This window comes from Candidatus Nomurabacteria bacterium (assembly GCA_023898425.1).
Lineage (GTDB): Bacteria > Patescibacteriota > Patescibacteriia > 2-12-FULL-60-25 > 2-12-FULL-60-25 > HK-STAS-PATE-2.
Genome location: CP060222.1, coordinates 146,354 through 161,542, shown reverse-complemented (window position 1 = coordinate 161,542; position 15,189 = coordinate 146,354). Strand labels below are relative to the sequence as shown.

The following is a 15,189-nucleotide window of genomic DNA, read 5'->3' as shown; positions in this document are numbered from 1 at the left end:
ACTCGTGCAACGAGTGCACAACACTGCCACAGGCGAAACCCGGCTAGCCACGTGAGCCAAAAGCAAAAAGCCCCGCTTTTTAGCTAAGGCTTTTACGTGGCTCGGAGACTTGGACTCGAACCAAGATACACAGCTCCAGAGGCTGTAGTCCTACCATTAGACGATCTCCGAATGTGGCCAGATAATACTGAAAAAAGACAAGATCGTCAATCAAGTATAAAGAGAAAAAAAATCCGCGTAAAAGCGGATTTTTCTTCTTAGACTACTCGTCTGTTGGAGTGGTAATTTTTGGTTGAGTTGGCTTTGGAAGCGTCTTTTCGAGCTTCTTTACATCCGTTTCTGGCTCGGTATTACCCTTTAAAAGGTCACGCGTCTCGGTTGAAACACGTTCAATACGATTGAGCTGTTCAATAACCTGTGCGATATCAGCACGATTTGCGTTCTGCTTTTGTAGTGCGCGTGCAGCCTGTGTTGATTCAGCATTTGCTGCCTGAAAAGCGATCGTACCCGTAACAACGAGAGCAAGGCCCGTAACAACAGCCGCCGACCAGATATGCGTTGATGCTTGAGCAAAATGCGTTGCGTGATGGTCAGCGATTTGCGAGGTTGGGCCAACGTATCGAACATTGCAAGCATTGCTTGTGCAGTGTCCGTCATGCCCGCAAACAGCGTTGCCCATGCTTGGAGCAGGGCTGTTTCCAGCTGGTTTCTTGGTTCTTGTTGTGCGCTTACGCGTCGTTGTTTTTTTGATAGGTTCGCTCATAGCCAAAGTGCTTAAATCCTCAAGGAGTTAGTTATGTATAGAGTATACCACATTATACAAAACCTGTTTGTGGATGGTTGACGATACTCTCTAAATCCCCTACTATTTGGTCACAAATTGCGCGCGTATAGCTCAGTTGGTTAGAGCGTTACATTGACATTGTAAAGGTCTCAAGTTCGAATCTTGATACGCGCACCACAAAAAAACCAGCCAAACGGCTGGTTTTTTTTAATGGCTGCTAGCCTAGTGCCCGATGGTCATAATGATCAAAAATGACACGATAACACCTACTGCCGTCATAGCAATTGTCTTCCAACCTGAGTGCTTCGCATGTGCTTCGGGCAATACATCTGCTGCAGCAATATACAAAAGAACACCTGCAAACCAACCCAAGACAACAGGCAAAATAACATCTGGCACATGAACAACCATGCTAAGAACACCTCCCAAAAGAGGTGCGACGGCTGTAGCTACCAAAAACAAAACGGTTTGTTTTTTAGAATTCCCATGACGCACCATAAAAGAAACGGTATTTAAACCATCGCAAAAATCATGAGCAAGTACGGCCAAAGCAACACTGATACCAACCGCGTCTGAGACCAAAAAACTTAAACCAATAGCCAAACCATCAAAAAAGGCATGACCAATAATTGCCGCAGACTGAGCCTTACCCATATGCGGATGAGTATGCGATGCATATTCATCCTCGTGCGCATGATGCATTAAGATCGTGCGTTCGAGTACATGGATAAGAAAAAAACCAATAACAAAACCCATCATCGGGATCCAGTGTTCGATACCTGCCGACTCCGCCAACTCAAGTGACTCAGGGATCAATTCAAATGACACCATCCCCAAAATAATACCGGCCGAAGCGCCTAGTAATAAATGTGAACGATCACGAAATTTTAAACCCACTAATCCACCTAACATGATCATGGCAAAGGCCAAGATAATAAAGAGAAATACCATAGAGTTGGGGGTATCCTAGCACATACAAGCTCATTGTCACTATCACTCTCACTATTCACGCAACGATAAAACCCCGCTTACGCGAGGCTTTTAACTTTGACTCTCAAAAGAGTGATTGGAAACCTTCGTTCAATCTAGCGTACGACGTTCCTACAAAAATATGTAGGTCGTTTCGCACTAAATTTTCTGACATAAATGTCAGAAAAATCGACCATCGGTCAATAATTCCATATTTGGAAATTTCTCCCTAGAAAGGAGGTGATCCATCCACAGCTTCCGCTACGGATGCCTTGTTACGACTTCATCCCTATCGCTGTCTCTACCTTCGTCCCCTCATCGGGGCCTTCGGGCATATACAACTCTCTTGATGTGACGGGCGGTGAGTACAAGACCCGAGAACGTATTCAACGCGCCGATGCTGATACGCGTTTACTAGCAAATCCGGCTTCATGAGGGCGAATTTCAGCCCTCAATCCGAACTGGGGCTATGTTTGGTGGGATTAGCTCCGTCTTACGACTTGGCAGCCCATTGTCATAGCCATTGTAGCACGTGTGTAGCCCTAGGTGTAAGAGCCATGCTGATTTGACGTCATCCCCACCTTCCTCCCCGTTATCCGAGGCGGTCTCCCATGAAAAAACAACATGGGACGGGGGTTGCGCTCGTTACCCGACTTAACGGTACATCTCACGACACGAGCTGACGGCAACCATGCAGCACCTGTGTAGCACCCTCGAAGGCGGCCAAAGTTTCTTTCGGCTTGCAGCTACATTTCAAACCTAGGTGAGGTTTCTCGCTTACCGTCGAATTAAACCACATGCTCCTCTGCTTGTGCGGGTCCCCGTCTATTCCTTTGAGTTTTAGTCTTGCGACCGTACTCCCCAGGCGGAATGCTTAATGTGTTAACTATTTTAAACGACACTGAGAGGGTCGATACTCCCAATATCTAGCATTCATCGTTTAGGGCGTGGACTACAAGGGTATCTAATCCTTTTCGCTCCCCACGCTTTCGTCCCTGAGTGTCAGCAATGTCCCAGTAAGCTGCCTTCGCATTTGGTGTTCCTACTGATATTAACGCATTTTACTACTACACCAGTAATTCCGCTTACCTCTTCCATGCTCTAGCTTAACCGTATCGACAGCGGTGTTGAAGTTGAGCTCCAACATTTAACCATCGACGTGAAAAGCCACCTGCGGACCCTTTACGCCCAATAAATCCGGATAACGCTTGAGGTCTCTGTATTACCGCTGCTGCTGGCACAGAGTTAGCAACCTCTTATTCTCCGAGTACCGTCATGATTCTTCCTCGGCAAAAGCAGTTTACGACCCGAAGGCCTTATTCCTGCACGCGGCGTCGCTCCCTCAGCCTTTCGGCCATTGGGGAATATTCTCGACTGCAGCCACCCGTAGGTGTCTGGGCAGTGTCTCAGTCCCAGTGAGGGGGGTCGTGCTCTCACACCCCCTACCCGTCATAGCCTTGGTGAGCCGTTACCTCACCAACAAGCTGATAGGCCATAGGCCCCTCTCAAAGCGTCTTGCGACTTTACATCGAAGGAATCTCACCTTCGATGACTATCGTGGAATTAGTCCCACTTTCGCGGGATTATGCCCGACTTTGAGGCAGGTTACCAATGTGTTACGCACCCGTTTGCCACTAACTGTTCTAAGTATTGCTACAAATAACAGTCCGTTCGACTTGCATGCCTTAGACACGCCGCCAGCGTTCATCCTGAGCCAGGATCAAACTCTCATATAAAACCCACAACTTCCCTGGCGGAAAGTTGGGATCAAAGTAAATAGACTTGAACTTAGGTTCCAATCACTCTTCTGCTGTCAAAGTTTCGCTTGCGAGGCCCTTGCGGATCTCTCAAGTAGTGCGGGAAGTTTAATGAAAAACATCAATGATGTCAAGTATTCAAGGCTTTTTGCCTACTACGTTCTTAAATGTGAAAAAACCCTAAGAAAAACCCACCTTTTACTGGTGGGTTTTTTGCCTATTTTACTGTCTTTGCAAGCTCTGCCCACTGCCTTGGGGATAAATCCTCTGCTCTCGCTTTTGGATTTATACCGAGCGATTCCCATGCTTGGGACTGATCCTCAGAAACGTCTATATTTGATCGCAAGAGCTTTCGTGGTTTCGCGAAACCTTTCTTTGCGAGAAGCATAATTTGCTCTGGCTCTATCCCCCAATGATTTGCACGATCTTTTACTGGCATTGGCTTTACATAAAGCACCGCTGAATCAACTCTTGGCGGCGGATAAAAACACCCTGGTGGAACTTTACGCAAAATGCGCATTTCACTCGATACGAGCGCTACCATGAGCGAAAGCAATGATTGCTTACCATCACGCGAAATAGCACGCTCTGCCACCTCTTTTTGCACAAGCACCACCATGCATTCTGGAGGATGCTTTGACCACAAGCCAAGACGCAACGCATAAGACGTAATAGCGTATGGCAAATTCGCGATAAACTTCCATGGCTTTTTACCAACAAGTTTTAGCCAATCGAGCTGAATCGCATCACCTAGCACAATCTTCAAGTTCTTGAGTTTGCGAGATTCATGGTAGGCCGCATAACGCTTGTCTTTTTCGATGGCAATAACGTTAGCGCCGCGATCTAAAAGCTCATTTGTTAATACCCCTAGTCCCGGACCAATCTCAAGCACCGTGTCACCCTCTTGAATCTCCCCTGCTTCTACAATGGTTTCTAGCGTCGCTCCATCAATCAAAAAATGCTGACCCAAGCGCTTATTTGGCGCTCCGCCTAACTGTTCTAATAAAACTTTGATTTCTGAGGGATTCATAACGGTACTCTACTCGTTTCTTTGGCTATTAAAAGCAAATAAAAAACCACGCGCGCCTGCATGGTCTTTACAGAGTTCGTCATTTTACGACTTTGAGTAATTTGCCATTTGGCATTAGCAACTGAGGCGACTTGCCTGCCTTCGCAAGAAAGTTTATAGCGTGCACAGCGCGCAAAATCATCATTGCAATAGTTGTCTTGCCAGATTTTAGCGGTACGACTTAATAGGGAAAACATGGGGCACTCTTTCAAGTGCGGACAGTCTTTATTGCTCGACATGCTGCCTCCGTTTGCGCACTATAAACATCCAACGAACAAAGTCAATCCATTGAGCATCTTAATCCTTATTGAGCTCCGCTGGTACATCGTGTTTACCCGCTTCCATTCTAAGGTAGCCCTCAATAAACGCATCAATATCACCATCAAGAACTTTTTCAGGATCGGCGGTTTCAACATCGGTACGATGATCTTTGACCATCTTATATGGATGCAAAACATATGAACGAATTTGATTGCCCCATTCTGCGCTTTGGTATTCGCCACGAAGTTGCTGTTTTTCTTTTTGTAATTCTTCTTCGCGTAATTTTGCTAATTTTGATTTGAGTACACGCATCGCAAATTCTTTGTTTTGCGTTTGTGATCGCTCATTTTGACACGAAACCATAATACCCGTTGGTAGATGCACGATACGCACGGCTGAGTATGTTGTATTCACCGACTGTCCACCTTTTCCACCGGCGGTAAAGGTATCGATACGCAAATCTTCGTTTTTAATCTCAATATCAGAATCATGCTCGATTTCAGGAATAACTTCTACAAGGGCAAAAGACGTTTGACGTAACGCATCGGCATTAAATGGCGATTGACGAACTAAACGATGTACACCGTGCTCGCTCTTTAAATGACCATAAGCAAAACGACCTTCAACGCGAAAAACAGCCGACTTGATACCCGCTTCTCCACCTCTCGACTCATCCAATAATTGCACCTTCCAACCTTTACGTTCAGCAAAACGAAAAAGCATTCGCATTATCATCTCTGCCCAATCCTGCGCATCTGTCCCGCCAGCGCCAGCATGGATGCCAATAATCGCATTCGCCTGATCATGGTCACCCGAAAACATTAGGCTAAATTCTAACTTGGTGAACTCTGTTTCTAATTCAGCAAGCTTTTTTTCAATTTCTTTGACTGTGTCTTGATCTTTCTCGGATTCTGCCATGTCGAGCAACTCTAACGAGTCTGCGATTGCTAGACGAATAACCTCCCATTCTTCGATTTCACGTCTAAGCTCTGCAAGCTTTTGGGACTCACGTGTGGCACGCTCTTGATCCTGCCAAAAATCCGCCGACATCGTTTCGGCCTCAAGAGCGGCTATTTCTTTTTTTGTCGTATCCAAAGCCAAAATACCCCAAGCTTCATCCACCTTGGTTTTTAGCGCTAGTAATTGCTCACGCAGCTCTTGGATCATGCTGGGAGAGTAAAGGATTGTGGTAAAAAAGGAAAGGACAAAAAACACCCCTACCTACATTCTTTCTATAGACAGGGGTGAGTTATATCAGCCTCTTTTGAGAGAATGCAGTCGCGTGATAGAGACATGCTTAAGTTGCTCAGCTTGTGATGGCAAAAACATGATGTCGTCACCAACATTGATTTCCCATCCAGCGTATCGGTCATGAAGGTAGATCTGTTCATTCAACCTGCAGCCGATTCTATATTTTGGACTATCGAGCGGACTCGGGATCAAGATGAGTTCGGCACGAGAAAAAATCCAACCACCTTGGACCATGGTGTGATGTATTTCATCCGACCAGTGCTGAAGCGCTACGACATCACAAACGTTCTTTGGTGGTAACAGCTGGGTCATAACCTGATATACTAGTGCGCTTTCGACACTTTGGGTCAGTCCGCGTACACGAAATATTGCCGCATCTAATTTTTCAGGGTCAAGTCGAATAATCATCTCGCTTAATAGCAAAAACAATAATTCAACTTCTTCTCTCGAGTGTGTATTTATTTTTACTCGCATCAATAGCTGATAGAGCTCGTGTATTTTTACCAATACTAGATAACGAGCGTTAATTCCTGACAGCGAAGTAAGCGCCTTAACACACCGAATGACAAGTGTGTCGGTTGGCGCATAAAATTCTTCTCGGATCGCCTCAATGCGCGCAAGAACCTTTTGAGGAAGTAAATCTGCGATGAGATGAACCTCTTCAAAGAAGACTTCCTTGCCCAAGAGATGCCACACTCCATGATAGACCGTCTTTGGTCGAAAGAACTTATGACCTTCGTTTAAAAACGCTTGTGTAAAGCTTGTTGCGCGCGTACAAACACCAAGCTCTTGATCAAGACGAAGTCGGCTCACAACAAGCGCACGAACACGGTGAGCCTCCATCCCAATCTCGAGAAGATTCTGCACCCAAAGGATATTTCCTATTGAGTGCTGACGAATGACGGATTCTACAAACGTGTATCGCTGCGACTCATCTCTTATAGCCGTAAGATATTCTTTCTGACACAAAATAAGCACTGCGTATGGGCCATCGAGAATAAACTTACGATGAAAATCCAGAGGGTCACGAACAATACGATGAAACAGATTTGCCTGTTCCTGCATCCAGGAGATGCCTACTGACGTAGTCAGCCCCAAGTCATGAACGTAGTAATATTCCCTAGCTTTAATCGCTAGAATAGCTTCGGTGAGAGTACCTCGATGAGCAGCTTCGATCAAAGAGTTTGTCTGCTTCTCGAGCGCATCCGCTGAAATTTTTTTCACGACAATCTCCTTGTGTTGTTAAAGGGCGATGACTTCATTAGAGAACCAACCTCAACATCTTTCGTCAAGTAAACCTCATGACTACCACTGAATTGGTTGCTTACCTTTTGCTATCAGATACTCATTTGCCTTACTAAAGTGCTTGCAACCAAACCATCCAGCATAAGCGCTAAGCGGTGATGGATGTACCGTTTTTAATACAAAATGCTTGGACGTATCTATTAGTGATTCTTTTTGTTGCGCATATCGTCCCCATAGCAAAAAGACAATGCCTTCGCGTTGATCCGAAATAACCTTAATTGCAGCGTCGGTAAATTTCTCCCAACCCTTACCCTGGTGTGAACCCGCCTGTCCCTCACGCACCGTTAACGTTGCATTTAAAAGAAAAACACCTTGTTTTGCCCATCGAGACAAGTCACCATCTTGCGTAAGTGGCGTACCTATATCATCAGCAATCTCTTTAAAAATGTTTTTGAGTGATGGAGGTATCGCAATACTCTTACCTACAGAAAAACAGAGCCCATGCGCTTGCCCTGGTCCATGATAAGGATCCTGCCCAATAATAACGACCTTTACTTGATCAAATGGACATTCATCGAATGCGCGAAAAATTTGTGCTGGCGCCGGATAAACCTTTGTCGTTTTATATTCGTTCTTTACAAATTCAGCGAGCGTTGAGAAATATCCTTGGCCAAATTCGGCATCAAGTGCCTTTTTCCAACTTGCTTCGATAGTCACATTAGCGCTGTTCATAGATATTCAAATCAATACCATCCTTCAACTTCATAAAACGCTTTTTTGCAAAAGCTGGATGACGTTCAAGCGCGTAACGCAAAGCCGTGCGCGGCATAGTCGCTGCATGTTTTTCTAAGAAGCCATTAAGCTTTGCCATACTGGCGTGTTTACCAACCTCGCGTAACATCCAACCAACAGCTTTTTGCATCAAATCATGTCGATCATCAATAAGCGCCTCCGCAACAGTCAGTGCAAGATCAGCCTCTCCTTTTTTAATGAGATAAAGTGTCGAAATCATCGCCATGCGACGTTTCCAAAGAAGCTTTGAACGAATAAGTGGACGAAGATACTCATAACCAAATTTTTCGACCATCGGGCCAAGAACAGCGACAGCAGACGTATCAACAAGATCCCAGTTATTAATGCGATCAGCATGACGAAGATAAAAGGCTGCTAATGTCTTTTGTGTTTTTTCATCTTTCGCTTTTTTTGCTTGTTCAGCTAAAAGAATAACCGCCGCCAAACGCACCTCATGCCAAGGAGATTGCAAAAGCTTTTCTATTTCGTTCAGTTCAAGTGCCTTGTATGGGATACAATCCTTACGAATAGAAGGCACGGACAATCCCAAAAAAAGATCTCCCTCTCCGTATTCACCGGGACCCGTCTTAAAAAATCTCTGCAAAAAAACACCGCGCTCAATATCTCGACGTTTTATCAGGGTCTGCTCAAGGTTCTTTGCAAGAAGTGATTTCATAAAGATAGTTTACGCTATTTGGCACTTTGGACAAAAATGTGTCCCTCGTCCGGCTTGAGTGATTTTTTGAATAGTCGTTTTCTTGCAGCTCACACACTTCTCCCCTGCCCGACCATAAACACGTAGCAATGACAAAAAACCGCCGCGTTCACCCTGAGTATCAACATAATCATTTGCGCTCGTCCCCTTTTGCTTGATAGATTCTGTCAAAACCAGCTGAATCTCTTTTGCTAAGAAAAAGCGTTGCTCGTCGGTAAGTAGATGTGCACGTGTAGACGGATGTATGCGCGCACGAAAAAGCGATTCGTCAGCATAAATATTGCCGATACCTGCAATGACTTTCTGATCCAACAAAACCGATTTGATCGCACGCGTCGAAAATCGTTTTAATGCATCCGCAAGAATCTGAATCTCATGCTCTAAAGGCTCTGGTCCATAATCCGCAATCTCATCTTCAAGTTGTTCATCGGTAAGGAGATTCACAAAACCAAATTTACGCACATCTGACCAAATCATTGTGCTGCCGTCATCTAAATAAAAGAGGATATGATCATGCTTTTTTGGTTTATACCCCTTCTCTGCAAAAAGAAATTTACCTGTCATTTTAAGATGAGCTGTCATAACACCGCCATCCATAAAATAAAAAATGAGAAGCTTTGCACGACGTTTAACGGCGATAATCTTGCGATCTTTGAGTTGATCAACAAATAGAGCCTCTCTTGGAAATTCACGGCCAGAGTGGATAACTTCAACGCCAATAATACGCTTATTGACCAAGCGCTCATTTAACTGTCTTTTAATCGTTTCGACCTCTGGTAATTCGGGCATACAACAGGTTATTAACAAACAAAATCACCTCGCGCCAGTACCCTCTAAAAGAGGTGGCGCGAGGTGACAGATTCGGACTCTCAAAGCTCGGCCGTGACCAAAAAGCTCGAAAAGCACTTCATGTCATTACGCATGATGCCATGATGAGAAAAGTTATTTCTAGAGCAAAGCCGCAGTTTTTCTAGCCAAGGGTCTAGCCCCGTAAGCAGAGATAGCGACGCGTTTTGCTCGTCGAGAATCTTTTGATGAAGTGTAGCAATATCTCTTTGCACAACGTCAAAGATACGTGAGCGATGCTCTCTTTCTGACGTTTCGGCCAACTGTGGCTCGAGCAAGGTAAGCGGCAATACACCGTCTCGCTCAACACGAACAATTAACCGCAGCAGCATCACACGAAAGCACACTTCTTGAAAAAGCGCCTCCATGTCCACTTCGTGATGTTCGCCAAGACTTACAGTCTCGCACAATTCATCACTCAATTGTTTTGCACGCAATGCCTGCGGAGCAAAGGGCTGAATCCATGTCAGCATCAGAATGCCGTCAGAAAAATCCCCTAGCTCAGTAATCAGATCATTGCGCGTCTGCCTATTGATACGTGATTGAAATGCGCGATAGGCACGAGTAAGACGACCGTTTTTTGCCAAGGCTTGTGCAAGTCTATGCAGTCGATCTTCGAGCTGTCTGACAACTCCCCTCACCTGCAAGAATCTTGGCTGAAAGTAATGCAGCATGATATGCGTATTACGTTGACGTCTTTCGAGATGTGCTGCACCTCGATAGGTCGTCATCGCATGTACAGCATTGCGCATTGGTCGCGGGTCACCGTCTACACCTACCTGCATAAACAGATCTCCTGCGCGAATCTTGAACTCATCACGAAAGTCTGGATCCGTGTACTGAGCCTCAAGTCGCAGTATAGCCGACATGATGTGGTCGTGCTCTCCTTTGGTGCAATGCCCCTTATTGAGTAGTAGATTCGCCGTGGCGCGCGCCTCCTCAACGGATCGCTTCATCCGAGCTCTCTCGTCTTTAAGACCAGAGACGATATACCACTGTTGCCTCATATATCCGTAGATATCCGCGACAACATAGTGAGTAACACTCTTTTGAGTGGAGTTCTGACGACTCCTATTTGGCGCAATAACAAACCCCGGGTAACTCCATCGCTTTTCAGCAAATCTTCTACGACCATGACGTACAGACTCAGAAAGTGGTGTTAGCGATGAAAAAGCTCTACCTGGGAGATATATACCCTCTCCTAGAATAGGACCTTCCTTGAGCTGAGCTTTATAGCTCTTTTTTCATGACCCATGGACGGACATCCTTCGCTAGCAGCCCCACATTAGGCTCGTTTTTTGCATTGGATGACTTTTGGTTTATTTGTGTCAAAGGTGCCTCCTTGCCGTTTTACGGTACAAGGACGCTAGCAGAAACCAATAATAAAATCAACCCTAGGCATCTGGCCAAGGGGTGATTAATTCATAACCTGTTTTTGTAATAGCAACGGTAACCTCTGAGTGCGCGCAAATACTTTTGTCATTTGTTGCGATCGTCCATTGATCATCTTTCATATGGACGCCAGGTTTTTTAAGAGTGATCATTGGTTCAATCGCGATAACCATCCCTTCGAGCATTTTTACCTTAGGCATATGTCGATCGCGATAATTAGGCACAAGCGGATCTTCGTGAACAGCATGACCAACACCATGGCCGACAAGATCTTTAACTATGCCAAAGCCATAAGGTTTAACAAAATCTTCGATCGCGGCACCAATGTCATGAATATAACGACCCGCTTTTACGACAGAGAGCCCCTTTACCAGTGCCTCTCTTGTAACCTTTACGAGCTCTTTTACTTTTTCATCTACTTCGCCAACAATGACCGTCATCGCCATATCGGTACAGAGTTCTTTATACCAACAGCCAATATCTAAGCTTACGACATCGCCTTTTTTAATGACGCGATCAGGTGTTGCTAAACCATGTACCACCTCTTCGTTAATCGATACGCAGAGGGTATCAGGATATGGAATCCCCTCACCATGTATACGGTACCCCAAAAATGACGGTGTTGCTCCAGCGTCTTCAATGACCTTGCGTGCAATAGCATCAAGGTCTTTTGTATGCGCACCTTCGACGCAGGCGTCTGCTGCGGCACGAAGTGCTCGAGAAAGGATAATACCCCCCTCTTTCATGATAGCGATCTCTTCTGGTGTTTTGAGCAATGACATGTGGCGAAACATAGCAAAAACTGGTACTTTATACAAGACACCCCTCCTATGAAAGACAAGAAAATCCAGTATTTAATTACAAAAGAAGAGGTTCGCCAAAAGCACACCATCAATCTCATCGCCTCAGAAAACACCGTTAGTCAAGATATATTAGAGGCGACAGGTTCCGTACTTACGAATAAATATGCTGAAGGTAAGCCCTTTAAGCGTTATTATGCGGGATGCGAAACGGTAGATACGATTGAACAGATTGCTATCGAGCGAGCAAAAAAGCTCTTTGGCGCGAGCTGGGTTAATGTCCAACCGCATTCTGGCACACAGGCAAATCTTGCCGTCTATCAAGCTCTCCTCTCGCCGGGTGACACGATTCTTGGATTAGACCTCAAACACGGTGGACATCTTTCGCACGGATTCATAGCAAATGCGAGCGGTAAAAATTATCGTGGCGTGAGCTACCAACTTGACCCAAAAACAGAACAGCTCGACTATGCTGCGATTCGTCGTATCGCAAAAAAAGAAAAGCCTAAACTCATTATCTGTGGCGCATCCGCATATAGCCGTGACTGGGACTATAAAACACTCCGAAAAATCGCTGACGAAGTAAAAGCTCTTCTGCTCGCAGACATCGCGCATCCAGCAGGATTAATCGCAGCTAAACTTCTCAATGATCCGTTTGATTACGCGCATGTTGTTACATCTACAACACACAAAACGCTTCGCGGTCCACGCGGTGGAATTATCATGTTACGCCACGACATCAATCATCCGTACAGCAAATTAAAAGCAAAGAAAAAACTAAGTGAGCTATTAGACTCCGCTGTCTTTCCTGGTACACAAGGCGGTCCGCTTGAACACGTGATTGCCGCCAAAGCAATTTGCTTTGCAGAAGCCGCAACGCCAGCTTACAAAAGCTATGCAAAACAAGTGATAAAAAATGCCCAATGCCTTGCAAACGAGCTTTCAAAAAAAGGCTACCGAATTGTATCGGGCGGCACAGACAATCATTGCTTTCTTGTTGATCTCACACCAAAAAAGATTACCGGTCTTGAAGCGCAAGAAAAACTTGAATCTATTGGCATCACCGTAAACAAAAATCTTCTTCCTTTTGACGAGCAATCTTCAACAGTCACCTCAGGCATTCGACTCGGTACTGCCGCCGTTACATCACAAGGCTACAAAGAAAAAGACATGAAACAAATCGCGACATGGATTGATCAAGCGCTAACAACAACTGAAAACAAAAACTTGAACCTACTAAAAAAAGAAATTCAATCTTACGTAAAGAACTTGCGTTAATAAACTAAAACCCAAGCTTGGTTAATTTACGAAAAAGCTCTTCGGAAAGTTGAGGTAATGTCTGTTCAGCTTTTATCGCTAACAAAATTCCGCGTTGACGATAATAACCTGATAATGGTTCCGTCATAAAATGATACTCAGCCAAACGGCGCATCACAAAATCCGCTTCATCTGCGACACGTTTTTTCACTTCTCCTCCACAGACAGGACACTTTTTTATAACTTTTAAAACAGAAAATGGAACAGCTGATCGACAGGTCGCACAGCGTCCACACTCACTTAAACGCTTTACAGATTCTTTATCAGACATCTTTAGTTGAATCGCAATATCAAGCGCGGTATGACGATCAAGTGTTATTGCTTGTTCTACATTTCTCGGAAATCCATCCAAGACAAAACCCGTAGAAAGATAGGGTTTCATTCTTTTGATGATAATCGCCTCCACAACTTCATCTGGTGCAATCACTTGAGACGTCACATATTCTTTTGCGAGCTTTCCGAGCGCCGTCCCCTCCGATATCTCATCACGCAATAACTCCCCAGAAGAAATATAAGGCACCCCATAGCGATCAGAAAGCGCCCTCCCTTGGGTGGTTTTACCGGCGCCTTGTGGCCCAAATAAGACGGCTCGTAAGCGGCGTTTTTTCGCCATAATATCTGCAGACTAGCACTCAACGATAAAAACGAAAAGCCCAAACACAAAACCCCTCCTGATCTTTGGGACAGGAGGGGTTTTGTTACTTAGTACACGTCGTACGAACGCATTGTAATCTGAGCTTCAATTTGCTTGATAGACTCAATGACTACAGATACGACGATAAGCAAGGATGTACCACCGATATTCACCGTCGTCGAGCCAGTAAGGGCCTGAGCGATGAGTGGAGTAACGGCGATAAAGCCCAAGAACAATGCACCACCTAGGGTGATACGCTCAACAACCTGTAAAAGATAGGCTGCTGTTTGCGCTCCTGGACGAATGCCCGGGATAAAACCACCTTGTTTTTGCAAGTTCTCCGATACACGTTCTGGCTGAAAGACGATGGTCGCGTAGAAGTAGGTAAATCCTACAACGAACAAGAAATACAGCACGCCGTAAATCGTTTGGTTCTGCAACGTAACAAGAAGCCAGTTTGCTGCATTTGCAACAGCTGGTGTTCTTGCTTGCGCAAAGAACTGTGCGAGCACGGACGGGAACAAGAGCATCGACACAGCAAAGATGATCGGAATAACACCCGTCATGTTTACTCGTAATGGCAATGATGACGTAATTCCGCCGCTACCCGTTCCTGATAGAGAACGTGATTGGCGAGCGTATTGTACCGGCACATTACGTTGACCTTCGTTTACAAAGACGATACCTGCAACCATTGCAATGGCTGACGCGGCGTAAAGCACAACCGTCAACCATTGGGATGAGTCATAGGTCGCAAAGAAACGAGAGACCGTCGATGGCAAACCCGAAACGATACCAGCAAAGATCAGCAACGAGATACCGTTACCAACTTTACGCTCCGTAATGAGCTCACCTAACCATGTTAAGAACATCGTACCTGCCGTTACACAGGCAATAAGCATCACAATATAGAGAGGCTCTTGCGTTGTAAGGATAGGAAACGACGAATTACGCATGATCGAAAGAAGCGCAAATGACTGAACGATCGCAAGTGGCACCGTCAAAAGACGTGTCCACTGGCTAATACGCTTTTGTCCTGCCTCCCCTTCTTTTTGGATTTCTTCTAAGCGTGGAACAATCATCGTCAACAACTGAAAAACAATCGAAGACGTGATGTAAGGACCGACACCGAGAGCAACAATGCTAAAGTTAGACATTGTGCCACCCGAGAAGACATTGAGAAGGCCAAGCAATTGATTCGCTTCAAAAAAGCGTCGCAAAGCAATAAGGTCAATACCCGGAAGCGGAATATTTGCCGCTACACGAAAAATGACCATCATTGCAATAACGAACAAAAGCCCGTTACGCACCTCCTTCACACGCCACGCTTGTGTCAATGTATTCCACATAAGAAGTT

At 45.2% G+C, this 15,189-nt stretch carries 13 protein-coding genes, 2 tRNA genes and 1 rRNA gene; 2 read left to right on the top strand and 14 right to left on the bottom strand.

Annotation, left to right across the window (positions count from 1 at the left end; genetic code table 11):
* Positions 1-97: 97 nt before the first annotated feature.
* A tRNA-Gln gene (locus H6759_00880) sits at positions 98-171 on the bottom strand.
* Between the two features lie 91 nt (positions 172-262).
* Positions 263-763, bottom strand: coding sequence for a hypothetical protein (locus H6759_00875; protein ID USN52621.1), 501 nt, complete (start codon positions 761-763; stop codon positions 263-265).
* Positions 764-884: 121 nt separating this feature from the next.
* Here H6759_00875 and H6759_00870 point away from each other — a divergent pair.
* Positions 885-961, top strand: a tRNA-Val gene (locus H6759_00870).
* Between the two features lie 45 nt (positions 962-1,006).
* Here the strand turns inward: H6759_00870 and H6759_00865 are convergent.
* The 10 genes from H6759_00865 to map form a co-directional block, all read right to left on the bottom strand.
* Positions 1,007-1,735, bottom strand: coding sequence for a ZIP family metal transporter (locus H6759_00865; GenBank protein ID USN52620.1), 729 nt, complete (start codon positions 1,733-1,735; stop codon positions 1,007-1,009).
* Positions 1,736-1,984: 249 nt separating this feature from the next.
* Positions 1,985-3,485, bottom strand: a 16S ribosomal RNA gene (locus H6759_00860).
* 242 nt (positions 3,486-3,727) lie between these two features.
* Complete coding sequence (gene rsmA, locus H6759_00855) at positions 3,728-4,540, bottom strand: ribosomal RNA small subunit methyltransferase A (protein USN52619.1); 813 nt, start codon at positions 4,538-4,540, stop codon at positions 3,728-3,730.
* Between the two features lie 336 nt (positions 4,541-4,876).
* Positions 4,877-6,007 (bottom strand): peptide chain release factor 2, encoded by a 1,131-nt coding sequence (gene prfB, locus H6759_00850; protein USN52618.1) that lies wholly within the window; start codon positions 6,005-6,007, stop codon positions 4,877-4,879.
* Positions 6,008-6,094: 87 nt separating this feature from the next.
* Positions 6,095-7,315: a hypothetical protein gene (locus H6759_00845; protein USN52617.1), complete on the bottom strand. Its 1,221-nt coding sequence runs from the start codon at positions 7,313-7,315 to the stop codon at positions 6,095-6,097.
* Positions 7,316-7,396: 81 nt separating this feature from the next.
* Complete coding sequence (gene ung / locus H6759_00840; protein USN52616.1) at positions 7,397-8,068, bottom strand: uracil-DNA glycosylase; 672 nt, start codon at positions 8,066-8,068, stop codon at positions 7,397-7,399.
* A complete protein-coding gene (locus tag H6759_00835; GenBank protein USN52615.1) occupies positions 8,055-8,804 on the bottom strand; it encodes a DNA alkylation repair protein in 750 nt (249 codons plus the stop codon). The genes ung and H6759_00835 overlap by 14 nt, the downstream gene beginning before the upstream one ends.
* A gap of 9 nt (positions 8,805-8,813) precedes the next feature.
* Positions 8,814-9,632: a bifunctional DNA-formamidopyrimidine glycosylase/DNA-(apurinic or apyrimidinic site) lyase gene (gene mutM / locus H6759_00830; protein USN52614.1), complete on the bottom strand. Its 819-nt coding sequence runs from the start codon at positions 9,630-9,632 to the stop codon at positions 8,814-8,816.
* 80 nt (positions 9,633-9,712) lie between these two features.
* Entirely contained in the window at positions 9,713-10,696 is a 984-nt protein-coding gene (locus H6759_00825) for a hypothetical protein (GenBank protein ID USN52613.1), read from the bottom strand.
* A 387-nt stretch (positions 10,697-11,083) separates the two neighbouring features.
* Positions 11,084-11,863, bottom strand: a complete 780-nt coding sequence (map, locus tag H6759_00820) for a type I methionyl aminopeptidase (protein USN52612.1) — start codon at positions 11,861-11,863, stop codon at positions 11,084-11,086.
* Between the two features lie 48 nt (positions 11,864-11,911).
* On the opposite strand from map, the gene H6759_00815 reads away from it, so the two are divergent.
* Entirely contained in the window at positions 11,912-13,159 is a 1,248-nt protein-coding gene (locus H6759_00815) for a serine hydroxymethyltransferase (protein ID USN52611.1), read from the top strand.
* A gap of 4 nt (positions 13,160-13,163) precedes the next feature.
* Here H6759_00815 and H6759_00810 read toward each other — a convergent pair whose 3' ends face one another.
* Positions 13,164-13,811, bottom strand: a complete 648-nt coding sequence (locus H6759_00810) for a nucleoside monophosphate kinase (GenBank protein USN52610.1) — start codon at positions 13,809-13,811, stop codon at positions 13,164-13,166.
* Between the two features lie 89 nt (positions 13,812-13,900).
* Positions 13,901-15,181: a preprotein translocase subunit SecY gene (gene secY, locus H6759_00805; GenBank protein ID USN52609.1), complete on the bottom strand. Its 1,281-nt coding sequence runs from the start codon at positions 15,179-15,181 to the stop codon at positions 13,901-13,903.
* Positions 15,182-15,189: the final 8 nt, after the last annotated feature.